The following is a 22154-nucleotide window of genomic DNA, read 5'->3' as shown; positions in this document are numbered from 1 at the left end:
CGACCGAAAGGCATCTCATGTCCAACACCGCCCGCAAGGCCCGCAAACGCGCCGGCGTCCAGTTCGTCCACCCCGTCAAGACGGGCACCCCGGTCGCCGAGCGTCGGGTGAGCGACTACCAACCGCCTGCCCCTCTAGTCGAGCGCATCGCCAAGGCAGCCGCCCGCATGATCCCCACCTACACGAGGAACTGATGACCAACTCAGCTGAGCACATCGAGCACGCCAAGGCGCTGATCGCCAACACGGACGACGACACGCTCGCTCCCATCCAGCAGGGCGTCCTTCTTCTCGCCTCCGTCGCCAACTCAGCCGTCGCGATCGCGAACAGCGCCGCAGACGCGGTCAAGGTCGGCCGGGACATCGTCGGCGCACTCACCGCCATCGGCGCCGAGATTAAGAAGGCGAAACGCTGATGGGACCCGAGAGCACCATCCCCATCCACGACCTCCTGATCCTGATGGCGATCGTGCAGATCTTCGCGGTGTGGGTGCTCGCCGGCGGACCACGACGGATCCGGGCCAGGCGCGCCGCAAGGAGACGTCGTGGCTGAGGTAGTCGGCCACACCATGCAGCTGATCTTCGGTCTGATTGGCGCCGCCGCGGTCTACGCGATGGTCAAGGTCACGATCGACGACCGCCGCGAGAAGCGCCGGTGGACCGAGAAAGACGAGGCCGCTGCTCGCTCTGCCTATCACCGAGCCGCAGACGAATGAGCGCACCCAAGACCCCGCCCTACCGCATCGCCTGCGCTTTGTGCGAGGCCAAGCCCGACGAGCGCTGCAAGAACCCCGACGGCGCCCTGCGCCAGTGGGCCCACGACAAACGCGTCATCGACGCATCCCGATCACAACCAGAACCGGAGAGACCATGAGCTACATCACCAGCCTGCACGCCGAGCACTTCAAGAGAATCACGGCCGTCGACATCGACTTCGACGCCAGCGGCGGGGTCACGACGATCAGCGGCGCGAACGGTGCCGGCAAGACCAGCGTCATCGACGCGCTGGCCGTCGCGATCGCTGGCAAGAACGCTCCGAAAATTCCGAACCCGATCAGCAAAGGGCAGGACGCCGCGGTCGTGATCGCGACGACCGACGACGGGCTCGTGATCACCCGCAAGTTCCGGCGCAAGGACGACGACACGATCGACTCCACCCTCACCGTGACGAACGCGGAGGGCTTCGTCCGCAAGTCGCCGCAGGCGCTTCTCGACACGCTTCTCACTTCGTACGCGCTCGACCCGCAGGCGTTCGCGGCCGCGGACGCAAAGAAGCAGGTCGCCACGCTCCTGGATCTCGTCGAGCTCCCCTTCGATCTCGCCGAGGTGGACGCGCAGGCCACCGACATCTTCGAGACCCGCACTCATGTGAATCGCGAGGCGAAGCAGCTGTCCGCGCAGGTCGACGCTGCAGGACCGATCGACGCCAGCGCACCCGCCGAAGAGGTCAGCGCCGCCGAACTGTTCGCACAACTGCGGGCCGCTCAGGAGGCGAACCAGCAAGCCGACGCGATCGTGCGCAACTACCACGCCGCGTCGGAAGAAGCCCGCGAGGCCGCCTCGGCGCTCGAACAGGCCAAGGCCCGAAAGGAGAAAGCAGACTCCGATCTCGCCATGATCGAGAAGGCGGGCCCTCCAGCACGGTCCGACACTGACGCGCTCGAGAAGAGCATCGCCGGCGTCGACACGACGAACGCAGCAGTCCGGGCCAACGCTCGACGCAACGAACTGGCCCGCACCTACGCCGCCGCCATGGAGAGGGCCGCGTCGCTGACCGCCGAGCTCTCCGCAATCAAGGACAAGCGAGATGCTGGCCTCGCCGCCGCGACGATTCCCGGCGGCTTCGGCTTCGGCCCCGACGGCCTGCTACTCAACGGCGTGCCGTACTCGCAGGCATCCGGCGCCGAGTCGGTAATCGCCGCGGCCGAGGTCGCAGCGGCGGGCAACCCGGAGCTGCGGCTCATCCTCATCCGAGATGCGTCACTGCTCGACTCGACGTCGCGCCAGAAGCTCGCCACCTGGGCCGAAGACAAGGGTCTCCGCGTCGTCATGGAGGTCGTCGACGAGAACGCCGAGACCGGCGTGATCATCACGGACGGAGCCGTGGCATGACCGACGCGGCGTTCGAACAACTCGTCTTCGAGCGCTCTCAGGAGCTGCAAGACCTCTACCCGGATCTCTCGCACGAAGACGCGCTGTCTCGTGCGGAGATCGACGTCAGGAGAAGAAAGTGAACACCGCACGAATTGACTACGAGCTCGACGAAAACAAGTACCACGCGGATCCAGCACTCAGTTCAACAGGTGCGCGGAGATTGCTCGAGTCGCCCGCGCGCTTCGACTGGTGGCGTTCCCACCAGCAGCCGGGAAAGCAATCGTTCGACGTCGGGCACGCCGCCCACGCTCGAATTCTCGGCGTCGGATCGGGCACCATCACCTACCCGAACGAGCACCTGACACCGTCTGGCGCCGTGTCCACCAAAGCTGCAACGGTCGTTTGGGCCGAAGACCAGCGGCTCGCAGGACTGGTGCCGATTGCACCCGCCCAAGCCGCGCGAGTCGACGGCATGGCCGAAGCAGTCCTCGCGCATCCGACAGCCCGGAAGCTGCTCGAGCAAGTCGGGCACGCCGAAGCGTCGATCTTCGCTACCGACCCGGACACGGGAGTGCCCATGCGCGCACGGTTCGACTTCCTACCGGATAGCTCTGAAGCTCCCGTGGCCGTGGACCTGAAGACCACTGCCAAGGAGGCGTCAGCGCTCGGCTTCGCGAAGTCGATCGCGTCGTACGGGTACGACGTCCAGCAGGAGTTCTACGAGCGAGTTCTCGTCGCGGCCGGCCATGACCGCCTCCCGTTCAACTTCCTCGTCGTCGAGACGGAAGCCCCCTACCTCGTCGGCGTCCACCAGATCGACGTCATTTGGCAGCAGATGGGCGCGGCGAAGGTGCAGAGGGCCCTCGACCTGCACGCCGAGTGCACCGCCACTGGCGTTTGGCCCGGATACCCCGACGAAGTCCAGCTGCTCAGCCCGCCCGCTTGGCTCGTCTACCAGCACGAAGACGAGTACGAGCAAGAGACCTCGGAAATCAGGATCTGACCATGGACCTCACACAGTCGATCGTCCCTAAGTCCGACCAGTTGAACGCCGACGACCTGATCACGGGGCCCGTCACCGTGACCATCAGCGACGTCACGGAAGGCAACACCGAGCAGCCCGTCAATGTCCACCTCCTCGAGTTCCCAGGCCGTGCCTACCGCCCGTCGAAATCGATGCGCCGGATCCTCGTCTCAGCGTGGGGCGCCGAGGGCAAGCTTTACGCCGGCCACCAGCTGAGGCTCTACCGAAACCCCGAGATCATGTTCGGGCGTGATCGTGTCGGTGGCATCGAGATCTCGCACCTGAGCCACCTCGAGAAGCCGCTCGTCGTCGCCCTAACTGCCACGCGGGGCCGACGCAAAGACTTCACCGTGCATCCCCTCCCGGCCGCGCCGCCTTCGCGAGACTGGGCCGCCGAGCTGCAGCAGACGAGCGGCAACATCGAAGCTGTCGGCGCGCTTGGGCGTGCCGCCGAAGCCGCCCAGGCACCAGCTGGAGCGATCGCCGCCATCCGAGCGGAGTTCAACCGCCTGCAGCCACCACCCACACCGTGAGGTCTTGGACGCTTCGGTTCGACTACCCGAAGCCACCCCTGAGCCTGAACTACCGGCTGCACCGGATGGAGGAAGCGCGCCTCACGAAAGAGGTGAGATCCGCCACCTACCTGCTCGCCCGCAACGCTCGCATCCCCGAGCTCGGCCGGTGCCGCGTCACCCTTACCTGGTTCGTCGCCACCCGCGGCCGCCGCGACGACGAGAACCCGGTGTCAACCCTCAAAGCAATGTGTGACGGCCTCGTGGATGCGGGGCTCGTCACCGACGACACCCACGAATTCATGGAGAAGATCATGCCGATCATTCGATACGAAAAAGGCGGGCAGCCTCACATGGAGCTGCTAGTCGAGGCGCTGACGTGATCGCGCTTGACCTCTTCGCCGGGGTCGGATGGGCCCTCGCCTGCCGAGCGCTTGGAATCATCGATCGTGGGGTGGACAACGCCCGAACCGTGATCGAGACCAGAGCGCGGGCCGGTCTCGAGACCATCTACCACGATGTCTGGGATGGACTCTTTGGCGTTTTCGGCGTCGGTAGGTACGACATTCTCATCGCCTCTCCACCCTGCCAGACCTTCAGCCCAGCAGGGAAAGGTGCGGGACGGCAGGCCCTAGACGCGGTACTCGCGGCCGTTCGCGCCGGGCTTTACCGAGACCCGATTGCGTTGCACGAGCTGACGGTGTCTCTCGACCCACGGACAGCGCTCGTGCTGACGCCTCTCGCGCACGTCTACCGCGACCGCCCTACCTACGTCGTCCTCGAGCAGGTGACCCCAGTGCTGCCCGTCTGGGAAGCGTACGCAGCAGTCATGCGTGAGCTCGGGTACTCGGTCGTCACTGGCATCCTCAACGCCGAACAGTACGGCGTACCGCAGACGCGGCGCCGCGCCATCCTCGTTGCAAGGCGCGATGGCATCGACGCGGCTATGCCCGAACCCACGCACTCGCGCTACTACTCGCAGGATCCAAACCGGCTTGACCTCGGGGTCGAGAAGTGGGTTTCGATGGCTGACGCTCTTGGTTTCGCAGGATTCGAGGCGCACAAAGTCATGGGCAAGGGAATGGTCGAGCGTCACGGGGAGCGGCCCGGCCGAGACGCTGCCGAACCTGCTTTCACGATCCGAGCTTCAGCCGGAGGGATGGAGCCGGGCGGATTTGTCCTCGTGGGAAACCAGAAGTCAGAGGGGAGTGCTGACTACCACCAGCGCTCTGCTCTCCGGCCCGCGCAGACCATCACGAGCGGGTCACGCAGCTGGAAATGGGAGCGTCGGGGTCTAACCGACCGCCCTTCCCCGACGATCACCGGCGGCGGCACTGAAACAGGGGGAGCCGAGCCGATCGCGAAGCTCGCCCGGTACACGACGCTCCCGTCCTGGGAGGGTGCCACCCATCGCCTTCTGCCGGAAGAGGCGGCCGTTCTGCAGTCGTTCCCATACGACTTCGACTGGGCTGGCAACAAAGGCGAGAAATTTCTCCTCATCGGCAACGCTGTTCCACCGCTTCTCGCCAAGGTCGTCCTGAGCGCCGCCCTCTCTGGTGTCCTCGGAACTGAGGTTGAGCAGGCAGCGGCATGACGTCGGCACTGTTCGCCCTCGCGGCCGGGCAGTGGCACACCATGCGAGCCGAGTACGAGCAGATCCGGGAGAACGCCTACCAGCGCGCCGAGGAAGCCACGAACGGCTACCTCCTGAACGCCCGAGGGAAGCGCGCCGGCATCGACCCGTACTCGCTCTTCATGGGCAACCGCGCCCGCGCCTACGCCTACGCGTCCGAGGAACTGATCGCCCACTGGGAGAAACACCCACGGCTCACCCTGGCCGACTGGGAAGCACAAAGCATCGAAAGAGAGGCCTCGTGAGCACCACGATCGGCAAGAACAAGAGCACCACTGACGCCGTCATGGAGCGCGACAACTTCGCGTGTTTCCGCTGCGGTGCGTCGATCCTCACCCGCATCCACGTCCTCCACGAAAGGAGACCGGGGCCCGCGCTCGGGACCGTGGCGAACACGATCATCCTGTGCGGCAACCCGACTACCGAGTGCAACCAGAAGGTGCGCGCGAACCCGGTGCTGTCACAGAAGCTCGGCTACTCGATTCCGCCGACGGCTGACCCGCTGCGCGTGCCCGTGTTCCACTACGCGCACGGGTTCGTGCTGCTCGACCGCGCTGGCAGCTGGCACCGGGCACACCAGCGCGTCATCGACGGCTGGGAAGACGAATGCGACTGAGATCGGGAGGGCTTGCCGATGTCGTGGTTCAAGGTTGACGACGGATTCCACAGCAGCAAGCCGGTCCTCCGGATCCCGCGGCGCTATCGGGCGGCCGCGGTCGGACTCTGGACGCTCGCCGGTACCTGGAGCGCTCAGGAAGAGCTGGACGGCTTCGTTCCCGACTACGTGCTCGAGCAGGTCTGCGGAACGGAGGCCCTAGCCAAGACCCTCGTCTCGGTCGGGCTTTGGGAGGTCGTCGTGACGTCGTCGACCGATCCTCATCAGCTTCTCGAAGCGTCCTCGTCGGATCCTGGGGTTCCCGGGTGGAGGTTCCGAAACTGGGGCAAGTATCAACCGACGAAGGTCGAGCTCGACGCGGGCCGCGAGCGTGAGCGGATCCGGAAGGCCGCCTACCGCGCGTCCCAGCGGGACACCCCTGGGACAGACACCGGACGGACGGAGGGACACCAGCGGGTGTCCGGACACCCCGTCCCGTCCCGTCCCGACCCGGCCCGGCCACTGGACCAAGACTCTTCTACGTCCTCTTACGTTGGTAGTCGCGAGGGCCCCGAAGTTGACCTGATGAAGGTGAAGTCAGCGGTCCTGAAAAACTGCGGGCGGGAGTGCTCAGACACCGACGCGTTCAAGATCATCGGGACCGTCCTCGAGCGAGCGAAGCAAGTCCCGAAGCACCCGACAGCGTTCGTTACCGGCGCCATTGCCCGCGACCCGTTCGAGTTTCAGAAGCTCATCGACGATGCGACGTCAGGTGCCTAGGTCGAAGAGTTGCTCGTCTCCATCTCGGCGCTCGGCGTAGACCCGCCACTCTCCGTCGTGAAGTCGCAAATCGTTCAAGGGTTCGTAGTCGCCCGAAGCGACCCAGCTTCGGATCACGAACCGTGCCCGAACGTTATTCACGCCAATAGCGGCGCTCCTGTTCATTCCTTCGGCGACTTGCGCAGCAAGTTCCCCAGGGCTGAAGAGCCGGTCTACGTGTTGAACAAGGTCGATGGCTTTCCTCTTTGGAAACGTCGCAGCTCGAGCCATCAGGTCGCTGTAATCGTCGGCGTATCGAGGGGCCGCATCCGCATCGGCTCCCGCCATTGTGGCCGCATTCAGCGTGTCCATGAACGCCAGCATCGCGTCCGCCGCCTCCTGGCGATGTTGACGATCGCGCGACTCGGCTGAGTCGCGCCGAACCGCAGCTGTCAGTCGGTTGGAGTCCACGGCCACTTTCAAGGAGATGCAGGCGACAACCAGCGTCACAAGCCCGAGGAACAAGGGCACGACAAGCCGCGTGACCCAGTCAAAGACATCGTGTGTGGGCGTTCCGCCCATGGTCTCGGTCAGTCGATCGATCGCGCAGGCGATCTCCCCCGCATCACATTTCATGCCCGAACCCTATCGACGGTCCGGGCGCTTCACGACCCCTGGAAGGAGCCCCCGATGGACGAGGGACACACGTTCGGCTCGCCTGCGGGCGACCGCATCAGCCTCTACGCGCCGCCGGCCTACAAACCGCCGACGCGGATCACGCTGGAGACCGACAAGGGCCCGGTCCCGTTCGACCTCATCCTGGAGCGATCGCTCACCTGCGAGAAGGTCTTCGGCATCACTGGCGAGTGCGGATCCTACGAGTGCCACCGGCAGGTGCTCGGGCAGTGCCAGTGCGGCCGCCATCCCGAGGGTGTGCGGATGACGAGGGTCGCGTCGTGACCACTCGTGTCGTCCTAGATATCCCTGACAAAGCGCTCTTCGCCCTGTCAGACGCCGCCGAAGCAGCAGGCATGACCGTCGCCGAATATGCCATCCGTGCCGGCCTCGCGATGGCCGGCTTCGGACACGACCGCAAAGGCAGCATCGAGCGTCTGTGGGAGCTCGGCCTGCCCGACGCGGAGATCGGCAAGCGCTTGAACATGACCAACAAAGCTGTCGCCGAACAGCGCACACGGCTCCAACTCCCCCCGAACCGACTGGTCCGGGGCGCACGAAAGGACACAGCAGCATGAGCAACGCCACGATTACCCGCCCAACCGAGCAGGCCGTCGCCACCGACGACACCACCCGAACCCACATCGTCAACTGGCAGGGCGATTCGGAACCCACCGAGGCGTACCTGATGCGCGCACGGGTCGAGGGATTCGAAGTCACGGCCCTGTGCGGCCACAAGTGGATTCCAGCCCGCGACCCAGAGAAGTTCCCCGTCTGCGATGCGTGCCTCGAAGCGGCGAACATCATGATCGCCGACCTCGAGGGGGGCAACTGATGTCCGGCGAGACCGTCATCACCGTCGTCGGCAACCTGACCTCTGCGCCCGAGCTTCGTTACACACAGGGCGGGCTGGCAGTGGCTAACTTCACGATCGCTTCCACCCCGCGCACGTTCGATCGGGCGAAGAACGAATGGGTTGACGGTGAGGCGCTCTTCCTCCGAGCGTCTGTCTGGCGTGAGTTCGCCGAGCACGTCGCGTCGTCCCTCACGAAGGGATCCCGGGTCATCGCCCAGGGCCGCTTGAAGATGCGCGCCTACGAGACGAGCTCAGGCGAGAAGCGCACGAGCACCGAGCTCGAGATCGACGAGATCGGCCCCTCGCTCCGCTACGCGACCGCTCAGGTCACCCGCGCTTCGTCGTCTCGCGACGGTGCCGCCGGCGGCTCGTTCGGCGGTGGACGACAGCAGAGCCAAGGCGCAGGCCAATCAGCCCCCGCCGGCGAGCCCTGGGGCCAGCCCACCACCCAGGGCGGGCAGGGAGCACCCGCCGGCGACGTCTGGAACACGGGAGGCACCTTCAACGACGAGAGCCCGTTCTGATGGGCCTCCGATGGGTCGTCGTCGTCATGTGCGACGACGAGGGAGACGCCCGCGAGCTCGCCGCACGGATCGAGAGCGCACCCGACGAAGGCCGCCCGGCCCGCGTGCAGCAGGAGGCCGACTGATGGCCGCCGCTCATCAGCCCCACAAGGAGCAGGGGACCCAGCTGAGTGGGCGCGAGACCGAGATCATGCGCCTCATCCGCGACGGGTCATCCACGAAGATGGCCGCCGTCGAGATGGGCATCGGCCTCACCACCGCCAAGGAATACCGCGACCGTGCTTACAAGAAGCTCGGCGCCCACAACACCGCGCAGGCCCTCGGAGCCTTCGCCATGACACAGATCGGAGACACCACCTCATGACGTTCGACAAGACCACCCTCCCCCGACGAGACGCCGGCGAGATCCTCTGGCCCATCGCCGCCGTCCTCATCGCCACGATCATCGTCGGCGGCATCGTCGCCTCCGTGTTCCTCGGAACACAGAACGCGCAGAAGCAGGCCGTGAAGGATCTCGCCCGCTTCGACTCGTGCGTCGCCGCCGGCGGCAACTGGGTCACCTCCCGCTCCCAGGAAGCCCAGTGCATCGGGGTGACGAGATGACCGCCATCGAACCCCTTTCTGCCGCTGGCCTCTCGGAGCTCCGCGAGGCCGAGAGTCTCGACAAGGTCGCCGTCGCGCTCGAAGACCTCTACGCCTGCACGCGTGTGTGGGAGGCGTGGCAGTACAACACGATGACCCAGGATGACTTCACGCCGGCGAACGAAGACCCGGACGTGATCGAAAACGTCATGGCCGTCATCCGCCCGCTGCTCGCCGAGGTGGACCGGCTGACCGCCGCGCTCGACGTTGCGTCTGACAAGACGCTACGACTTCAGATCTCGGTTTCAGGTCTGTTCAAGGCGCTCGACGTTGCGGAGAAAGCGATCGAGAAGGTCCGAACTGCTCGCTCTATCGGTGCGCAACTTGGCATGTTCAATGACGTTGCCACGGCACTGGCCGACTACGACGCCGCGAAGGAGGCGCTGAACCATGAGTGAAGAGCAGGCCCCACCGTTCCTGACCGGAGTTCCCGAGGAATGGTTGTTCGACTCGAACGATGAGCTGGTCGAGAACGCTTTCATCGCAGGCATGGCTTGGCAAGAGCACCAGGACCAAGCCGCGCTGGCCTCGGAGCGCGCTAAGCGAGATGAGGCCGAGACGCTCTTAGACAACGTTATTAGAGCTCGCAACAAGTACGAGGTCGCGCTCGAACAAGCTGAATCAACTATCGACGAGCAAGCCGAACAAATTGCCTCTTTGACCAAAGATCTTGAAGTGGCCCGCGCTCGTACGCGAGGTGCGGTTTCGGATTACGAGGAGCAATACCGGCGAGCAGACGCCGCGAAGGAGGCCCAGAAATGACATCGGAGTACGACGAACTGCTGACACGGCTTGAACATCCTCAGCGGGCCTATGGTGCCGCCTTGGATGCCGCCGCCGCGATTCGTGCGCTCACTGCGCAGGTCGTGGAACGCGAGACCCTGATGCGCAAGCTAATGCTCGTCGTAGATGACGACGAGCAGATCTACAACAAAGACACCGACGACGAGCGACTCATACGGGCGAAGCGAATTATCGCTACGCACTGGGGCTTGGACGACTTCGAATGGGAGCCAGACGAATGATGCGACCCCGACTTTCGAAAGAGGAACAACGCCAGGTCCACAAGGCCACGGCTGAAACCGAGCGGCGCGTAAAGACGTTGGACGCGCTTGCTGTGATGGAGAAACGTGCCCTTGCCGCTGAGGCGCAGCTCGTGGAACGCGACGCCGTGATCGAGCAAGCGATTTCCGCTCACAAAGCTGGGCCAAGCGGATTCGACAAGGCCCACATCGGCGCACTTCGGGTCTACGAAATTCTGTCTCAGGCCCCGCATGACGCCCTGGCCGCTCGTGATGCCGTGCGCGACAAGGCCGTGCGGGCGACAGCGCTACGGGACGCGGCGAAAGGAATCCCCTACGCCTACGACACTCTCGGGCTGGCCGCTGAATGGTTCCGCGACCGCGCCGACCAGGAAGAGACCACGACGACGAACGGAGATCCGGCATGACCGAACTCACCACCCTGACCGACGTCGACGAACGCACAGAGCTGCAGCTCAAGGCAGCCCGAGCGCGACACCGCCTCACCGAGGCACCAGCCATCATCGGCTGGGTCCGCGCCCAAGTAACCCCGGGTATCGGAGGCGTGCAGGACGGCATGCCCCGCGCCGCATCGAAGACCGCCCCGCTCCCGCTCCATGCGGACGCGGTCGACGACTCCGACCTCGCCTTCGCCAGGATCCTCGAGTGGGTGTCCTACTGGGCTGGCGTCTACGACGAGCAGCCGCCGGCGCTCATCCAGACGCACTGGCGAGTAGCAGGCGAGGCGCAGGGATTCCGGGCCGGTATCACGGCCGAGGGTGCACACCACCTCACCGCAGCCGCGACGTTCTGGCTGCTCACCAGACACGATCGCATCCTGATGCACGAGGCAGCGCGCACCTACTTCGTCGACGCGGCGACGATCGTGCAAGAGCTGACCGCCCGCTACCCGACCTCGCCGCGACGGCAACGGCCCGTCCTCGACCGCGCATGCCCCGTCTGCGACCGGTTCACCTACGGTGCCGACTGGCAGGGAGACGACGTCACCGACTTCGAACTCCGGTGCTCGTTCTGCGGCCACCACCAGGACGCCGCCGACTTCATCAAGGCCGGCCGTGTGCGCGAACTTATGCACGAACTCCGAGAAGAGCACGCCGACCCGAAGGCCGAGTGGTGGACGAAGCGGCAGGCAATCACCGAGCTGGAGATGGGCCGCTCAACCCTCGACCGGTACATCGCCGAGGGTCTGCCTACCTACACGGCTGGCGGTGCAGTGCACGTCCGAGTGGAAGAGCTGCTCGAAACGTGGAGAGCCAACCGCATCCGGCAGAAGGCGTCCCGAGACAAGCGCTGGGAGGACTACCGAGACGAGCACAAGCCGACACGATCCGCATGATGGCGCGTGCGAGCAGAAACCAGTTACACTCTGTGTAGCGAATGACTGGGCCTGAGTGAACATCACTCGGGCCTCTTGCATGAAAGGGCCCCTACTTCGGTAGGGGCCCTTTGTGTTTCCAGGCCGTTTCGCCCACCAGCCCCCTGTGATCGGGGACAGCCGCACCGCCTAGCAGCCGTGCGCCGTGCAGGCTCGCCACGCAAATCCGAGCAACTACTTCCCCGCGACCGAGCGACACACACGTTGCTGCGCTGAGAGCCCCGGGGAACACCTCACCCGCAGGAGACTGACGCATGATCAACCTCGGATCCGACTTCGACCGTGCCATCCTCACCACGGCAGGCATCGACCCCGACGCCATCCAAGCAGGCACAGTCACCATCGACTTCATCCCCAACAGCGGACCAACCACTATCCGCTACACAGCCGTCGCCACCATCGACAGCGACACACTCCGGGCACTCATCCGAGACGCCGCCCCCGCACCAACACCCACCCCCACCCAAGACGACCCGGGGGTGGGCACAACCGACCCGGGGGTATCCACCCTTGGGTAGCCAGTGGGCAGGGTCCGACCGCAAGTCCCGCCTACCCGACGACTGGGCAGCACGCAGGGCCACCGTCGAAGAGCGAGCAGGCGGCCGATGTGAAGCCACCATGCGTGACGACACACGCTGCGTCGAACGGGGAACAGACTGCGATCACATCGAACCAGGCGACGACCACAGGCTGACCAACCTGCAATGGCTGTGCGCCTGGCATCACAACAAGAAGACAGCGGTCGAAGCGCGCCAAGCAAGGATGCTCACACGTCGACCATCAGCAACAAAGCCCAAAGAGAAGCATCCAGGTTTGCACTGACGCGAGAAATGATCCGAGTCCAAGGGGTATCAAGACGCTCACCCCATCGATCATCATCACGACCCAGTAGCGCCGTAGCCTCACACCCATCCCACGCGTGCCACGCGCCTCAGACACCCACGAGCACAGCACCAAGCAGCAGCACCACCAACGATTGACCCGATGCCTCACGCAGGCGCACAGCAAGGGGTGCCTCCACCCCCTACCACCCCCTCTGCCGACTCGTATAGGTGCTGTGGCAAAGGCTGCGTACGGTTCTGGGGATTCTGGGACGCGCGGCGCGAGCAGCATCTGAGGCCACCGAAACGGCGGCCGATCACCCGAAACGGGAGCACCCATGGCCGGAAGAGGCGTACCACCGAAAGACCCCGCTAAGAGGGCTCGTCGGAACTCGGACCCGGTCGCGATGCGTATCCTGCCGCGTGCGGTTGTCGATCAGCCGCTCCTGCCGTCGATCGCCATTGAAGAGGATGGCGAGTTCACCGAGTTCATCTGGCCGCAGATCACGCTCGAGTGGTGGCAGATGTGGGCTGACTCCCCGCTGTCGGTCGACTTCACTTCCACAGACTGGTCGGAGCTCCGAGACACCGCGCTGATCCACGCACGGTTCTGGAAGGGCGACATCAAGCTGGCTGGCGAGCTTCGGCTGCGTACTGCGAAGTTCGGTGCTACCCCTGAGGACCGCGCTCGGCTGCGGATCACGTTCGCGCAGGCCGAAGAGGCCGAGACAAAGACCACCGCACGCCGTAGCTCACGTGATCGCTTCGGTGGCATCGCCCTCCCGCCAGAAGCGGCGGCTGAGTAGTGCCGTGGCTCCCTCTCGACGGCGAAGCGTTCCCCACGCTCGGGTTCCACGTCGCGGACCAGATGGCCGAGTTCCTCGACTTCGTCGTGTCCCGCGAGCAACTCGAGTTCCTGATCCGCTTCTACGAGATCGACCCGGTCACCTGCAAACGGGTGAAGACCCGGGCAATCATTCAGCGCCCTCGTGGTTGGGGCAAGTCGCCGAAGCTTGCCGCGATCGGTATCAGCGAGGCCCTATTTGAGGTCGTCCCGGATGGCTGGGATGCGGATGGGCAGCCGGTCGCCCGGCCGTGGTCGGACTTCAAGAGCATCATCAACGTCCCGGTCACTGCGACTTCGGACGATCAGGTGCAGAACACGTGGGCGCCGATGCTCGAGATGGCGCGCACTGATGCGCTGGTCAACGAGTTCGACGTCGACCCGATGGACACGTTCATCGGGATCCCCGGCGGCAAGATCGAGCCTCGCACTTCGTCCGGTCGGTCGATCAAGGGCCTGCCTGGTCAGGTCGCGGCGATCATGGACCAGACCGAAGAGTGGGTGAAGGGCAACGGCGGTCTCCGTCTGGCGCAGAACATTCGGAACAACTCGACGAAGGCCTCCGGGGTGACGATCGAGTCGCCGAACGCGTTCACCCCCGGTGAGAACTCGGTCGCCGAGGCATCCGCGCGCGACTGGGAGCTGATCGAGTCGGGTAAGTACCCGGATCTTTCCGCGGCACGACAGCTTCTCTACGATCACCGTGAAGCGCCGGCCGACACCGACCCGACGAACCGGGAATCGCTGATCTACGGCCTCCGGTACGCGTACGGCGACAGTTCGGACCATCCGGACGGCTGTGTCATCCACGTGCCACCCTGTGAGCCCGGGTGGGCGCCGATCGAGCGGCAGGCGCTGGCGTTCCTCGACACGTCGAATGACCCGCAGGTGCTCCGTGCCGACTTCCTGAACCAGATCACGCACGCGACGAACTCGTTTGTCTCGCAGCCTGAGCTGCGCGCCATCCAGGACTTCGACAAGGTCATCTCGAAGACAGAGCCGATCACACTCGGCTTCGATGGTTCGGAGGGGCGCAAGCCCGGCCGAGGCACCGCAGACTCGACTGTCCTGATCGGCTACTCGGTCGCTCAGCGCCACCTGTTCAAGGTCGGCATCTGGGAGCAACCAGATGGCCCGAAAGGTGAGGGCTGGCGGCCACCAGTGCTCGAGGTGGAAGCGGCTGTCCGCCAGGCGTTCAAGGACTACAACGTCGTCGGCTTCTATGCCGACCCGTCAGCAGGTTGGGCCGGCCATGTGAAGACGTGGGAGGCCGAGCATTCGAAGCGCCTCAAGGTTCGAATGTCGCGCGACGAGCCAATCCGGTGGCGGCAGAAGGACCTCGCACGCACCACAGGCACGTTCGATCAGCTCGAGTCCGCGATCTCCGCTGGCGATATCACCTACGACGGCTCTCCTGAGCTCACCTCGCACTTCCTCAATGCACGCCGTGACCCTCGCCGGTCCGGGTACGTGCTGATGAAGCCGGACGACGACCAGGACGGTTCCAAGATCGACGCGACGTGGGGCGCGATGTTCGCCTACGCGGCTGGCATCGACGCTCTGGGCGCGAAGCTCACGAAGAAAAAGACAAGCGCTCGCCGCATCTACTGAGAAGAGGGCCCATGGCTACGACGCCTGCCGAATGGCTCCCCATCCTCACCGGGCGACTCGATGCACGGCAGCCCCGCATCGCGAGGCTGCGCCGCTACTCGAACGGTCACGCGCCTCTCCCCGAGATGGGGAAGAACACGAAGGCGACGTGGCAGGCCTTCCAGAAGAAGGCTCGGACGAACTACGGCGGGCTCACATGCGAGTCGCTCGGCGGTCGGATGATCCCGAACGGGGTCAGCATCGGCAGCAAGTCCAAGTCGCCGGCCGTCACAGAAGCGGAACGCATCTGGCGGAACAACCGCCTCGATGTGGTCTTTGCCGACGCCATCTTCGACATGCTGAGCGTCAGCCTGAGCTACCTCATCACGGGCACGCGGGACGGCGACGCGATTATCACCGCGGAGCCGCCCGAGCAGGTCATCACGGCCCCGGACCCCGCGCAACCGTGGCGCGCTCGGGCTGCCCTGAAAGCGTGGCGAGACCCGGATCTTGGTCTCGACTACGCCCTCGTGTGGGTGCCCGGTGTTCGGCAGCTGTTCCAGCGCTCGTCGAAGAACAGCAACGGCACCCCGATCGGTCTCACGGCCGGCGACTGGACCGCCGAGGCGGAACCTGAGTCGTACGACGGCGGCGTGCCTGTCTATGTGCTCGAGAACGACAAGGGTGTGGCCGAATTCGAGCCTCACATCGACGTCCTCGACCGCATCAACCTTGGGAAGCTGCAGCGGCTGGTCACCACGGCCATGCAGGCGTACAAGCAACGGGCGATGAAAGGTGGCCTCCCCCAGGAGGACGAGGACGGGAACAGCATCGACTGGGCCAAGATCCTCGAGCCTGCCCCGGGCGCCCTGTGGGATCTCCCCGAGGGAATCGACGTGTGGGAGTCCGGGCAGACGGACATCACCCCGCTTCTCAAGGGTGAAGAGTCCGATGGGCGTGACTTCGCCGGCGTGACTCAGACCCCGCTGTCTGTGTTCATCCCCTCCGGCGACAACCAATCCGCTGAGGGGGCGCAGAACTCGCAGAAGGGTCAGATCCTCAAGGCGAAGAACCGCATCGCCCGGGCGTCGGCGCCGATGGAAGCCGCGCTCGTCGCTGCCCTCCGTATCCGCGGTCTCGACGACGGTTCCACTGTCCAGCTGCTCTGGCAGCCGCCCGAGCACATCTCGTTCGCCGAAAAAACGCTCGCCGCCACGCAGGCAAAGGCCGCGGGCGTGTCCGGGCACTGGATCAAGCGAAACATCATGGGCATGTCCCCCGACGAGATCCAGCAAGACGACCAGGACGCTGCATCCGAGATGCTGCAGCAGTTCGCACTGACGGGAGCAGGCAATGCCCCAAGCAACCCTGCTCCAGCTCAGTAACGCCAACCAGCTCGCGTCCGCGCAGGTAAAGGACCGAACCCTCGCCTACACGGCCGCGCTCTGGGACGCGTCCCCGTCGTACCGCGACGCCGATATCGACCGGTTGATCTCGCAGATCATGCCAGCTACTCAGGCTGCACAGATGCAGGTCGCTCACCTCGAGAACGCATACATCGGTGCGGCAGCCCTCAACTCGGGGTTGGCATGGAACCCGACGATCGACCAGGATGCCCTGCTGAACTATCGCGGGGTCGCCCAGTACGACGTCTACCGTCGAGCGGCCGTGACCCTGTACACGGCGCTCGCCGGCGGATCGCCCTTCGCCGACGCTGTGATCTACGGGGCCGCCCGGATGGCTTCGATCGTCGCCACAAACATTCAGCAGTCGCGAAACCGGCAGGCGCAGCAAGCCCTCGGAAACTCGGGGTTCACCCACTACCGGCGGGCCCTCACCGGCCTCGAGAACTGCGCGCTCTGCGTCATCGCATCCACCCAGGTGTACCGCAAAGAGACCCTCATGCCGATCCACCCCGGATGCGACTGCGGTGTTGAACCGCTGTCCGGCGACTCACACACGGGCACGGTTCTCGACCCCGACCTGCTCGAAAGCACGCACGCCCTCATCGACGCGCACCTCGGCAGCACCGACCGGGGCGCACGCGACCTCGGCCGCGAGAAGGTCTCGTCCGCGGGCCAGCCCCTGTCGGACTTCACCGACCTCATCATCGCCAACGACCACGGCGAACTTGGACCCACCCTCGCGTGGCGTTCAGACAAATTCACCAGCGCTGCGGACATCGCGGCCCTCTGATCTTCCCCACACCGTGGGGATTCGCCCGAAATGGGCGGCAACCAACCCGAAACGGGAGATACCGATGACTGACGACATCAAGCCGGAAGACAAGCCCACGGACGAAACGCCCGAGGCTAAAGCCCTTCGAGAAGCACTCGCCGAAGCCGAAAAGTGGAAGGCCCTGTCTCGCAAGAACGAAGACCAGGCCAAGTCGAACGCCGAAAAGGCGAAGAAGTTCGACGAACACGAAGACGCGAACAAGTCCGACCTCGAGAGGGAGAAGGCTCGCGCCGACGCCGCCGAGCAACGACTTGCGGACATCGACGCCAAGAAGGCCGAATCGACTCTCCGTGAGGAAGTCGCGAAAGCCAAGGGCTTCGAGGACCGCAAGATCTCGTCCGACACGCTCCGAGGATCCACGAAAGAGGAACTCGAGACGCACGCCGACCAGATCCTCGCTCTGCTCCCACCGGTCCCCGCCGCACCGTCTGCTGACGGTCAGGGCAAGGCCGGTCAGCCGATCGGCGAAGGCGAGATGTCGGCCGACGACATCGTGGCGGCAGTGACCGCCAGGTAACCCCCGCTGGTGTCCGCCACGGACCCCAAGCGGCCACATCACACCCCCAAGGAGGAACCGTGGCAAACATCTTCACCAAGGGCACCAAGTTCGCGGCTACCGCGCTCGCCCTGCTCCGAAAGACGAACAAGGCCCCGAGCCTGTTCACCACCAAGCTCGGCGTGGCCGACTTCCGAGGCGCCGAGGGTGACGTGATCGGCATCCGCCGTCCCGCCGTTCTCGTGGCACGCGAGAAGGCGTGGCGCGGCGACGACGCGATCGTGATCGACAAGCTGGTGAACACCAAGATCCAGGTCGCGCTGAACCGGCACATCTACAGCGCCGTCGAGCTCTCCCCGGAAGAGGAAACCCTCGATGAGGTCGACTACGTCCGAGACGTTCAGGCCCCCCAGGTGCAGGCAGTCTCCGACTTCATCGAGACTGTCGTCGTCGGCGCACTGACCGGTGCGACGTTCGTCAACACGGTCAAGTTCAACCTCAAGAGCGCCGACGCGGCCGAGTCCGACCCCCGCAAGGTCGCGATCCGGGCCCGCAAGCTGTTCCAGCAGGCTCACGTGCCCGTAACGGGCCGCTTCTGGCTCGTCGGCTCGGACATCTCCGAGGCGATCGCTTCGTACGACAAGCTGCTCGACGTCGATACCTCGGGCCTGCCCGAGGCACTGCGCGAGGGTGTCGTCGGCAAGCTCGGCGGGTTCATCATCATCGAGCTCGACGCCCTGAACCCCACGGAGTCGTTCTTCGTCCACGAGAGCGCCCTCGCGATCGCGAACGTCGCCCCCGTCGTCCCCAACGGGGTCGCGAAGGGTGGCGGCGTCGCCGCGGGCAACGGGCTCGCGGTCACGCAGCTGTGGGACTACGACAGCACCCACCTCAAGGACCGCTCGATCGTCCACGCCTTCGCCGGTGCGGCTCCGGTCACGGACCCGAAGACGAACGCGGACGGTTCGCTCGTGCTCGACGGCAACAACCAGCCGACGCTGCAGTTCGTCCGCGCGATCAAGGTGACCTACAGCACCGCCGCGCCGGCCGCCTGACGCGCTGAGAAAGGAGTGAGGTCATGACCGGAGAACCACTTGCCGTTTCCGCTGATGTGGAAGAAGTCCTCGGCCGTGACCTCACCCCCGACGAGCAGAAAAGGGTCGATTCGATCCTCGTGAAAGCGTCGGAACTGTTCCGGATCGCGTCGGGACAGCAATTCACGCCTGGCGAGACGACGAACCGGCTCAAGGTGACGGGGAACGCTGTGGCCCTGCTGCAGCGCCCCGTCACTGAGGTCGTGTCGGTCACCACCGACTCGACGACCGGCCAGACCCTCGCTTTCGACCTGTTTCAGCAAGAGTTGACGATCCCCCAGGCCTGCGCGGGCGATTTCGTTCGCGTGACTTACCGGCACGGCGGCGAGGTCCCTGATCTCGTACGCCTGACCGTCGCCGGTGTTCCCGCCCAGGTGTTCACCACCTCGAAGAGCGCCGCGGCCGGCGTCACGCAACGCTCCGAGACCAAGGGGCCATTCACGACGCAGGAAACCTACGCCGCATGGGCGCTCGGTGCCGCCCCCCGGCTCTCGCCTGACGACCTGGCGATCGCCCAGTCGTTCCGGCGAGCACGCTACGGCGCGATCCTCACGGGGTACGACCGCCCACGGCAGGACTGCTGATGAGTGGCGAGACAGTCACCCAGCACACCCGGACACCGGGCCCGCCCGATCGTTACCAAAAGCCAACCTTCGTCACCTCCGACCTCACCATCGATGGTGTTTTCGTAGCCCCAGGCGGGAGTGCCGCTCTCGGCGGCGAGACGGCCGCGGTCGGAAGTGACACCAACACGGTGTCCCTGACCCTCTATCTGCCGCCCGGGCACCCCGTCGACCCGCATGACTCTTTCACTGTCCGAGGCATCGATTACGAGGTCGACAGCGACCCCGCCGACTGGAGCTCAGGCTTCTCAGACTGGGATCCCGGCTCGGCCGTTCGCCTCACCCGCTCGGAGTACGTCGATGGCTAAAACCCGCGTGGTCATGAACAATGCAGCCTTCGGCGCCCAAGTCATGTCGTCGTCGGAGATGGAAGCCGCCCTGCGCCCGTCCGCCGAGTCGATCGCGGCACAGGTGCCCGGATCGACCATCGTTGCCATCCGTACAGCAGCGGCAGGAGGCGGCAGTCGTGTGCGCCTCCGCATCGAGGCCCAGCGCTCGTTCGAGCACGACACCCGGGCGGCCCTGGTCGCCGCAATCCGTTCCGTCCTTGGCGGCACCAGCTCGTAGGAGGCCTCGTGCAACCGATCCTCTACTCCGACTACCTCGCCGCGGCCATCAGCCGCCTCTCGGCCCTGCTGGAGTCGCGACCAGAGTCTTACGCGGCAGGGCTCACCGTTTCGAACCAGGTCCCGTCCGGCGCCGAGCGCGCAGTAGTCCTGACCCGCTCCCCCGGCGGCGGCACAACCAACACGGTGCGCCGCAGCTTCGCCACCGTCGACGTCTACACGCGCGACGAAGCAGAGGCCGTCGACCTCATCAACCTCGTCTTGGCCCTGTGCGCATCCAGGGGGCCCGGAGGCATGGCTGACGGTCGCCCCTTCACTGCCGCGATCGTCAACGGCGGACCAAACGACGACTTCGCCGCGACAGGCTATTTCCGGCAGACCGCCGAGCTTGAGCTGCACCACCGCGGCTCACAGCTGGCCGTTTAAACCCACGATTTCCTCCGACCAGGAACCCGGGCACCCCCGCCCACAACACACAAGATGAAAGGAGCCCTCGTGGCCCTGAACTCAGACAACGTCCGGGTGGCGGTAACGGGAGCCTGGTACACCGGCCCCCTCACTGCTCCGGCACCCACCAGCGCCTCGTCGGCTCTCGCCGCACCGACGCCCGGCCCCGGCTTCGACGACCTCGGCTATGTCGGCGACGACGGGATCACCGAGACCCGAGACCGGTCGACGAACCAGATCCGTGCCTGGCAGAACGGCGCCCTTGTTCGTGAGCCCGTCACCGAGTCGTCGATCCAGTACAAGGGCACCCTGCTCGAGACGACCAAGGGCACCCTCGAGACCTACTACGGCGTTACCGTCGCCGCCGATGGTTCGGTGAAGATCGACCCTTCGAAGACCGGCGGCCGCAAGCAGCACGTCATCGACATCATCGACGGCGAGGACCTCATCCGTATCTACGTCCCTTCGGGCGAGATCACCGAGGTCGGCGACCAGGTCTTCGCGAGCGGTGAGGCCATCGGCTACGAGATCACCGTCACGGGTTACGCCGTCACCGTCGACGGCGAGTCCTATTCCGCCATCAAGTGGTACTCGGCACTCGCCGAATAAGGAGAAAAGCCATGCATGCACGTCACACGCAGACCGGCGAGGTGAAGGAGTTCACCGACGAAGAGTTCGAGGCTCGAGACCCGAACCACTGGGCTCTCGTCACCGAGGTGCCTGACTCGAAGACCGCGGCCAAGCCTCGGAGCACCACCCCGAAGGCGAGCACGAAGGCGCCCAAGGCTGCCAGTCCGGCGACCGAAGGCGACAAGACCACTCAGGGCGAAACCGACCCCGAGTAGCACACGGGGTGGCCGGCTTGGTCGGGGCCGGCCACCCTCCACACCTTCCCGACCATCTTCTACCGACCAAGGAGACCACCATGTCTGACACCCCCACCGACACGACTGCCCCGGCGCCCACTGCCGACGAGCTAGAAGCGTTCCGCCAGTGGCAGGCCAAGCCCGCCGAAGAGACCGCGCCGGCCGCCAGCCAGGCCGTCCAGGTCACAGCGACCGTCCGCAAGCCGATCGTGCTCGAGTATCCCGCCGGATCCCGCGAGCTCTACGAGCTCCCCGGCCGCATCCCCCCCGAGATCCTCACGATCCAGGCTGGATTCCGTCAGCCCCGCGGCGCGTCGAAGGAAACCCTCGACACGTACCAGCGCGAGCTCGGCGCCGCCTTAATCGGTGCCTTCTACGCCAACGTCGTCCCCGAGGGGTTCCGCAGCGTCCTTGATCTCGAAGACCTCGATCAGGTCTTCACCATCTGGTCGGAGCACGTCGGCCTGGGGGAATCCAAGCCCTCCAATCGCTAGCGAGGGCTCACCCCGACGAGTTCGTTTACGAGCTCCACAAGCTCGGCTTCACCCCGTCTGACATTGGACGCACCGTCGACCACGTCATCGTCGACCGGCTCATCAAGGTGAGTTCCCGGGAAACGACGTCGTGGTTGTTCGTCGCGCTCAACGACTGGCGGTATCCGGTCAGCCGGGAGTACCTGGCGACGGCCGATCTCATTGACCAGTTCGTCTCGGTGAACAGCAAGAGGCGCCCGAAGCCGTACCCACGGCCGTGGCGCAACAGCAACGAGACCCAGTTCGGGCGAACCACCCTCACCCCATCTCAGGCGATGGAGGTCCTACGCAAGAACCGAGGTTGA

At 65.3% G+C, this 22154-nt stretch carries 42 protein-coding genes; 41 read left to right on the top strand and 1 reads right to left on the bottom strand.

Going from position 1 to position 22154, the window contains the following annotated elements:
• The first annotated feature begins 17 nt into the window (after positions 1-17).
• From ITJ49_RS00875 to ITJ49_RS00815, 14 genes are read left to right on the top strand one after another with little or no spacing between them, the layout of a single operon-like run.
• Complete coding sequence (locus tag ITJ49_RS00875; protein ID WP_194600354.1) at positions 18-194, top strand: hypothetical protein; 177 nt, start codon at positions 18-20, stop codon at positions 192-194.
• Positions 194-415, top strand: a complete 222-nt coding sequence (locus ITJ49_RS00870; protein ID WP_194600352.1) for a hypothetical protein — start codon at positions 194-196, stop codon at positions 413-415. Before ITJ49_RS00875 ends, ITJ49_RS00870 begins: the two co-directional genes overlap by 1 nt.
• Positions 415-552 (top strand): hypothetical protein, encoded by a 138-nt coding sequence (locus ITJ49_RS00865; RefSeq protein ID WP_194600350.1) that lies wholly within the window; start codon positions 415-417, stop codon positions 550-552. The genes ITJ49_RS00870 and ITJ49_RS00865 overlap by 1 nt, the downstream gene beginning before the upstream one ends.
• Positions 545-715, top strand: coding sequence for a hypothetical protein (locus tag ITJ49_RS00860; protein ID WP_194600348.1), 171 nt, complete (start codon positions 545-547; stop codon positions 713-715). The genes ITJ49_RS00865 and ITJ49_RS00860 overlap by 8 nt, the downstream gene beginning before the upstream one ends.
• The gene (locus tag ITJ49_RS00855; protein WP_194600347.1) at positions 712-873 is read left to right on the top strand and encodes a hypothetical protein; all 162 of its coding nucleotides are present in this window, start codon (positions 712-714) and stop codon (positions 871-873) included. Before ITJ49_RS00860 ends, ITJ49_RS00855 begins: the two co-directional genes overlap by 4 nt.
• Positions 870-2111 carry an ATP-binding protein gene (locus tag ITJ49_RS00850; protein WP_194600346.1) on the top strand — a complete coding sequence of 414 codons (1242 nt, stop codon included), beginning with the start codon at positions 870-872 and terminating at the stop codon, positions 2109-2111. The genes ITJ49_RS00855 and ITJ49_RS00850 overlap by 4 nt, the downstream gene beginning before the upstream one ends.
• Positions 2108-2233, top strand: a complete 126-nt coding sequence (locus ITJ49_RS17760) for a hypothetical protein (protein ID WP_255521617.1) — start codon at positions 2108-2110, stop codon at positions 2231-2233. Before ITJ49_RS00850 ends, ITJ49_RS17760 begins: the two co-directional genes overlap by 4 nt.
• Positions 2230-3096, top strand: coding sequence for a PD-(D/E)XK nuclease-like domain-containing protein (locus tag ITJ49_RS00845; protein ID WP_194600345.1), 867 nt, complete (start codon positions 2230-2232; stop codon positions 3094-3096). Before ITJ49_RS17760 ends, ITJ49_RS00845 begins: the two co-directional genes overlap by 4 nt.
• A gap of 2 nt (positions 3097-3098) precedes the next feature.
• On the top strand, positions 3099-3650 hold the full coding sequence (locus ITJ49_RS00840) for a hypothetical protein (protein WP_194600344.1): 552 nt from the start codon (positions 3099-3101) through the stop codon (positions 3648-3650).
• Positions 3647-4012: a hypothetical protein gene (locus tag ITJ49_RS00835; protein ID WP_194600343.1), complete on the top strand. Its 366-nt coding sequence runs from the start codon at positions 3647-3649 to the stop codon at positions 4010-4012. Before ITJ49_RS00840 ends, ITJ49_RS00835 begins: the two co-directional genes overlap by 4 nt.
• Complete coding sequence (locus tag ITJ49_RS00830; RefSeq protein ID WP_194600342.1) at positions 4009-5223, top strand: DNA cytosine methyltransferase; 1215 nt, start codon at positions 4009-4011, stop codon at positions 5221-5223. The genes ITJ49_RS00835 and ITJ49_RS00830 overlap by 4 nt, the downstream gene beginning before the upstream one ends.
• Positions 5220-5507 (top strand): hypothetical protein, encoded by a 288-nt coding sequence (locus ITJ49_RS00825; protein WP_194600341.1) that lies wholly within the window; start codon positions 5220-5222, stop codon positions 5505-5507. Before ITJ49_RS00830 ends, ITJ49_RS00825 begins: the two co-directional genes overlap by 4 nt.
• Positions 5504-5878: a hypothetical protein gene (locus ITJ49_RS00820; protein ID WP_194600340.1), complete on the top strand. Its 375-nt coding sequence runs from the start codon at positions 5504-5506 to the stop codon at positions 5876-5878. Before ITJ49_RS00825 ends, ITJ49_RS00820 begins: the two co-directional genes overlap by 4 nt.
• A gap of 18 nt (positions 5879-5896) precedes the next feature.
• Complete coding sequence (locus ITJ49_RS00815; RefSeq protein WP_194600339.1) at positions 5897-6637, top strand: hypothetical protein; 741 nt, start codon at positions 5897-5899, stop codon at positions 6635-6637.
• On the opposite strand, the gene ITJ49_RS00810 is transcribed toward ITJ49_RS00815, so the two are convergent.
• Positions 6626-7252 (bottom strand): hypothetical protein, encoded by a 627-nt coding sequence (locus ITJ49_RS00810; RefSeq protein WP_194600338.1) that lies wholly within the window; start codon positions 7250-7252, stop codon positions 6626-6628. The genes ITJ49_RS00815 and ITJ49_RS00810 overlap by 12 nt on opposite strands.
• Before the next feature lie 54 nt (positions 7253-7306).
• Between ITJ49_RS00810 and ITJ49_RS00805 the strand changes: the two genes are divergently transcribed.
• The 27 genes from ITJ49_RS00805 (at position 7307) to ITJ49_RS00680 (ending at position 22154) form a co-directional block, all read left to right on the top strand.
• The gene (locus ITJ49_RS00805) at positions 7307-7576 is read left to right on the top strand and encodes a hypothetical protein (protein ID WP_194600337.1); all 270 of its coding nucleotides are present in this window, start codon (positions 7307-7309) and stop codon (positions 7574-7576) included.
• A complete protein-coding gene (locus ITJ49_RS00800; RefSeq protein ID WP_194600336.1) occupies positions 7573-7869 on the top strand; it encodes a hypothetical protein in 297 nt (98 codons plus the stop codon). Before ITJ49_RS00805 ends, ITJ49_RS00800 begins: the two co-directional genes overlap by 4 nt.
• Positions 7866-8126: a DUF3039 domain-containing protein gene (locus tag ITJ49_RS00795; protein ID WP_194600335.1), complete on the top strand. Its 261-nt coding sequence runs from the start codon at positions 7866-7868 to the stop codon at positions 8124-8126. Before ITJ49_RS00800 ends, ITJ49_RS00795 begins: the two co-directional genes overlap by 4 nt.
• Positions 8126-8671, top strand: a complete 546-nt coding sequence (locus ITJ49_RS00790) for a single-stranded DNA-binding protein (protein WP_194600334.1) — start codon at positions 8126-8128, stop codon at positions 8669-8671. Before ITJ49_RS00795 ends, ITJ49_RS00790 begins: the two co-directional genes overlap by 1 nt.
• Entirely contained in the window at positions 8671-8796 is a 126-nt protein-coding gene (locus ITJ49_RS17755) for a hypothetical protein (RefSeq protein ID WP_255521616.1), read from the top strand. Before ITJ49_RS00790 ends, ITJ49_RS17755 begins: the two co-directional genes overlap by 1 nt.
• On the top strand, positions 8796-9035 hold the full coding sequence (locus ITJ49_RS00785; protein ID WP_194600332.1) for a response regulator transcription factor: 240 nt from the start codon (positions 8796-8798) through the stop codon (positions 9033-9035). Before ITJ49_RS17755 ends, ITJ49_RS00785 begins: the two co-directional genes overlap by 1 nt.
• Positions 9032-9274 carry a hypothetical protein gene (locus ITJ49_RS00780; protein ID WP_194600330.1) on the top strand — a complete coding sequence of 81 codons (243 nt, stop codon included), beginning with the start codon at positions 9032-9034 and terminating at the stop codon, positions 9272-9274. Before ITJ49_RS00785 ends, ITJ49_RS00780 begins: the two co-directional genes overlap by 4 nt.
• The gene (locus ITJ49_RS00775; protein WP_194600328.1) at positions 9271-9711 is read left to right on the top strand and encodes a hypothetical protein; all 441 of its coding nucleotides are present in this window, start codon (positions 9271-9273) and stop codon (positions 9709-9711) included. The genes ITJ49_RS00780 and ITJ49_RS00775 overlap by 4 nt, the downstream gene beginning before the upstream one ends.
• Positions 9704-10075, top strand: a complete 372-nt coding sequence (locus tag ITJ49_RS00770; RefSeq protein WP_194600326.1) for a hypothetical protein — start codon at positions 9704-9706, stop codon at positions 10073-10075. Before ITJ49_RS00775 ends, ITJ49_RS00770 begins: the two co-directional genes overlap by 8 nt.
• Positions 10072-10338 carry a hypothetical protein gene (locus tag ITJ49_RS00765; RefSeq protein ID WP_194600324.1) on the top strand — a complete coding sequence of 89 codons (267 nt, stop codon included), beginning with the start codon at positions 10072-10074 and terminating at the stop codon, positions 10336-10338. The genes ITJ49_RS00770 and ITJ49_RS00765 overlap by 4 nt, the downstream gene beginning before the upstream one ends.
• Entirely contained in the window at positions 10335-10763 is a 429-nt protein-coding gene (locus tag ITJ49_RS00760; RefSeq protein ID WP_194600322.1) for a hypothetical protein, read from the top strand. Before ITJ49_RS00765 ends, ITJ49_RS00760 begins: the two co-directional genes overlap by 4 nt.
• A complete protein-coding gene (locus ITJ49_RS00755; protein WP_194600321.1) occupies positions 10760-11692 on the top strand; it encodes a hypothetical protein in 933 nt (310 codons plus the stop codon). The genes ITJ49_RS00760 and ITJ49_RS00755 overlap by 4 nt, the downstream gene beginning before the upstream one ends.
• 293 nt (positions 11693-11985) lie before the next feature.
• Entirely contained in the window at positions 11986-12249 is a 264-nt protein-coding gene (locus ITJ49_RS00750) for a hypothetical protein (RefSeq protein WP_194600318.1), read from the top strand.
• 710 nt (positions 12250-12959) lie between these two features.
• A complete protein-coding gene (locus ITJ49_RS00745) occupies positions 12960-13358 on the top strand; it encodes a hypothetical protein (protein ID WP_228513886.1) in 399 nt (132 codons plus the stop codon).
• Positions 13358-15007, top strand: coding sequence for a terminase (locus ITJ49_RS00740; protein WP_194600314.1), 1650 nt, complete (start codon positions 13358-13360; stop codon positions 15005-15007). Before ITJ49_RS00745 ends, ITJ49_RS00740 begins: the two co-directional genes overlap by 1 nt.
• Positions 15008-15018: 11 nt before the next feature.
• Positions 15019-16371, top strand: a complete 1353-nt coding sequence (locus ITJ49_RS00735; RefSeq protein WP_194600312.1) for a phage portal protein — start codon at positions 15019-15021, stop codon at positions 16369-16371.
• The gene (locus ITJ49_RS00730) at positions 16340-17182 is read left to right on the top strand and encodes a hypothetical protein (RefSeq protein WP_194600310.1); all 843 of its coding nucleotides are present in this window, start codon (positions 16340-16342) and stop codon (positions 17180-17182) included. Before ITJ49_RS00735 ends, ITJ49_RS00730 begins: the two co-directional genes overlap by 32 nt.
• A 64-nt stretch (positions 17183-17246) precedes the next feature.
• Positions 17247-17741: a hypothetical protein gene (locus ITJ49_RS00725; protein ID WP_194600308.1), complete on the top strand. Its 495-nt coding sequence runs from the start codon at positions 17247-17249 to the stop codon at positions 17739-17741.
• Positions 17742-17800: 59 nt separating this feature from the next.
• Positions 17801-18775 (top strand): P22 phage major capsid protein family protein, encoded by a 975-nt coding sequence (locus ITJ49_RS00720; RefSeq protein ID WP_194600306.1) that lies wholly within the window; start codon positions 17801-17803, stop codon positions 18773-18775.
• A 23-nt stretch (positions 18776-18798) separates the two neighbouring features.
• Positions 18799-19398: a hypothetical protein gene (locus tag ITJ49_RS00715; protein WP_194600304.1), complete on the top strand. Its 600-nt coding sequence runs from the start codon at positions 18799-18801 to the stop codon at positions 19396-19398.
• The gene (locus ITJ49_RS00710) at positions 19398-19745 is read left to right on the top strand and encodes a hypothetical protein (protein WP_194600301.1); all 348 of its coding nucleotides are present in this window, start codon (positions 19398-19400) and stop codon (positions 19743-19745) included. Before ITJ49_RS00715 ends, ITJ49_RS00710 begins: the two co-directional genes overlap by 1 nt.
• On the top strand, positions 19738-20004 hold the full coding sequence (locus tag ITJ49_RS00705; protein WP_194600299.1) for a hypothetical protein: 267 nt from the start codon (positions 19738-19740) through the stop codon (positions 20002-20004). The genes ITJ49_RS00710 and ITJ49_RS00705 overlap by 8 nt, the downstream gene beginning before the upstream one ends.
• Before the next feature lie 8 nt (positions 20005-20012).
• A complete protein-coding gene (locus tag ITJ49_RS00700) occupies positions 20013-20429 on the top strand; it encodes a hypothetical protein (RefSeq protein WP_194600297.1) in 417 nt (138 codons plus the stop codon).
• Between the two features lie 69 nt (positions 20430-20498).
• Positions 20499-21059, top strand: coding sequence for a hypothetical protein (locus ITJ49_RS00695; protein ID WP_194600295.1), 561 nt, complete (start codon positions 20499-20501; stop codon positions 21057-21059).
• 11 nt (positions 21060-21070) lie between these two features.
• On the top strand, positions 21071-21295 hold the full coding sequence (locus tag ITJ49_RS00690) for a hypothetical protein (protein WP_194600293.1): 225 nt from the start codon (positions 21071-21073) through the stop codon (positions 21293-21295).
• Between the two features lie 80 nt (positions 21296-21375).
• The gene (locus ITJ49_RS00685) at positions 21376-21810 is read left to right on the top strand and encodes a hypothetical protein (protein ID WP_194600291.1); all 435 of its coding nucleotides are present in this window, start codon (positions 21376-21378) and stop codon (positions 21808-21810) included.
• Positions 21811-21917: 107 nt separating this feature from the next.
• Complete coding sequence (locus ITJ49_RS00680) at positions 21918-22154, top strand: hypothetical protein (RefSeq protein ID WP_194600289.1); 237 nt, start codon at positions 21918-21920, stop codon at positions 22152-22154.

Origin of the sequence: Frondihabitans sp. VKM Ac-2883 (assembly GCF_015350875.1) — a bacterium.
In the GTDB taxonomy this organism is placed as follows: domain Bacteria; phylum Actinomycetota; class Actinomycetes; order Actinomycetales; family Microbacteriaceae; genus Frondihabitans.
This window is presented reverse-complemented; position numbering and strand designations above follow the sequence as displayed.

Excerpts from the sequence above, each read along its gene's own strand:
- ITJ49_RS00875 (WP_194600354.1), top strand. The coding sequence starts at position 18 with ATGTCCAACACCGCCCGCAAGGCCCGCAAACGCGCCGGCGTCCAGTTC.
- ITJ49_RS00870 (WP_194600352.1), top strand. The coding sequence starts at position 194 with ATGACCAACTCAGCTGAGCACATCGAGCACGCCAAGGCGCTGATCGCC.
- ITJ49_RS00865 (WP_194600350.1), top strand. The coding sequence starts at position 415 with ATGGGACCCGAGAGCACCATCCCCATCCACGACCTCCTGATCCTGATG.
- ITJ49_RS00855 (WP_194600347.1), top strand. The coding sequence starts at position 712 with ATGAGCGCACCCAAGACCCCGCCCTACCGCATCGCCTGCGCTTTGTGC.
- ITJ49_RS00850 (WP_194600346.1), top strand. The coding sequence starts at position 870 with ATGAGCTACATCACCAGCCTGCACGCCGAGCACTTCAAGAGAATCACG.
- ITJ49_RS17760 (WP_255521617.1), top strand. The coding sequence starts at position 2,108 with ATGACCGACGCGGCGTTCGAACAACTCGTCTTCGAGCGCTCTCAGGAG.
- ITJ49_RS00840 (WP_194600344.1), top strand. The coding sequence starts at position 3,099 with ATGGACCTCACACAGTCGATCGTCCCTAAGTCCGACCAGTTGAACGCC.
- ITJ49_RS00825 (WP_194600341.1), top strand. The coding sequence starts at position 5,220 with ATGACGTCGGCACTGTTCGCCCTCGCGGCCGGGCAGTGGCACACCATG.
- ITJ49_RS00815 (WP_194600339.1), top strand. The coding sequence starts at position 5,897 with ATGTCGTGGTTCAAGGTTGACGACGGATTCCACAGCAGCAAGCCGGTC.
- ITJ49_RS00810 (WP_194600338.1), bottom strand. The coding sequence starts at position 7,252 with ATGAAATGTGATGCGGGGGAGATCGCCTGCGCGATCGATCGACTGACC.
- ITJ49_RS00805 (WP_194600337.1), top strand. The coding sequence starts at position 7,307 with ATGGACGAGGGACACACGTTCGGCTCGCCTGCGGGCGACCGCATCAGC.
- ITJ49_RS00795 (WP_194600335.1), top strand. The coding sequence starts at position 7,866 with ATGAGCAACGCCACGATTACCCGCCCAACCGAGCAGGCCGTCGCCACC.
- ITJ49_RS00790 (WP_194600334.1), top strand. The coding sequence starts at position 8,126 with ATGTCCGGCGAGACCGTCATCACCGTCGTCGGCAACCTGACCTCTGCG.
- ITJ49_RS17755 (WP_255521616.1), top strand. The coding sequence starts at position 8,671 with ATGGGCCTCCGATGGGTCGTCGTCGTCATGTGCGACGACGAGGGAGAC.
- ITJ49_RS00785 (WP_194600332.1), top strand. The coding sequence starts at position 8,796 with ATGGCCGCCGCTCATCAGCCCCACAAGGAGCAGGGGACCCAGCTGAGT.
- ITJ49_RS00780 (WP_194600330.1), top strand. The coding sequence starts at position 9,032 with ATGACGTTCGACAAGACCACCCTCCCCCGACGAGACGCCGGCGAGATC.
- ITJ49_RS00775 (WP_194600328.1), top strand. The coding sequence starts at position 9,271 with ATGACCGCCATCGAACCCCTTTCTGCCGCTGGCCTCTCGGAGCTCCGC.
- ITJ49_RS00770 (WP_194600326.1), top strand. The coding sequence starts at position 9,704 with ATGAGTGAAGAGCAGGCCCCACCGTTCCTGACCGGAGTTCCCGAGGAA.
- ITJ49_RS00765 (WP_194600324.1), top strand. The coding sequence starts at position 10,072 with ATGACATCGGAGTACGACGAACTGCTGACACGGCTTGAACATCCTCAG.
- ITJ49_RS00760 (WP_194600322.1), top strand. The coding sequence starts at position 10,335 with ATGATGCGACCCCGACTTTCGAAAGAGGAACAACGCCAGGTCCACAAG.
- ITJ49_RS00755 (WP_194600321.1), top strand. The coding sequence starts at position 10,760 with ATGACCGAACTCACCACCCTGACCGACGTCGACGAACGCACAGAGCTG.
- ITJ49_RS00750 (WP_194600318.1), top strand. The coding sequence starts at position 11,986 with ATGATCAACCTCGGATCCGACTTCGACCGTGCCATCCTCACCACGGCA.
- ITJ49_RS00745 (WP_228513886.1), top strand. The coding sequence starts at position 12,960 with ATGCGTATCCTGCCGCGTGCGGTTGTCGATCAGCCGCTCCTGCCGTCG.
- ITJ49_RS00735 (WP_194600312.1), top strand. The coding sequence starts at position 15,019 with ATGGCTACGACGCCTGCCGAATGGCTCCCCATCCTCACCGGGCGACTC.
- ITJ49_RS00730 (WP_194600310.1), top strand. The coding sequence starts at position 16,340 with ATGCCCCAAGCAACCCTGCTCCAGCTCAGTAACGCCAACCAGCTCGCG.
- ITJ49_RS00725 (WP_194600308.1), top strand. The coding sequence starts at position 17,247 with ATGACTGACGACATCAAGCCGGAAGACAAGCCCACGGACGAAACGCCC.
- ITJ49_RS00715 (WP_194600304.1), top strand. The coding sequence starts at position 18,799 with ATGACCGGAGAACCACTTGCCGTTTCCGCTGATGTGGAAGAAGTCCTC.
- ITJ49_RS00710 (WP_194600301.1), top strand. The coding sequence starts at position 19,398 with ATGAGTGGCGAGACAGTCACCCAGCACACCCGGACACCGGGCCCGCCC.
- ITJ49_RS00705 (WP_194600299.1), top strand. The coding sequence starts at position 19,738 with ATGGCTAAAACCCGCGTGGTCATGAACAATGCAGCCTTCGGCGCCCAA.
- ITJ49_RS00690 (WP_194600293.1), top strand. The coding sequence starts at position 21,071 with ATGCATGCACGTCACACGCAGACCGGCGAGGTGAAGGAGTTCACCGAC.
- ITJ49_RS00685 (WP_194600291.1), top strand. The coding sequence starts at position 21,376 with ATGTCTGACACCCCCACCGACACGACTGCCCCGGCGCCCACTGCCGAC.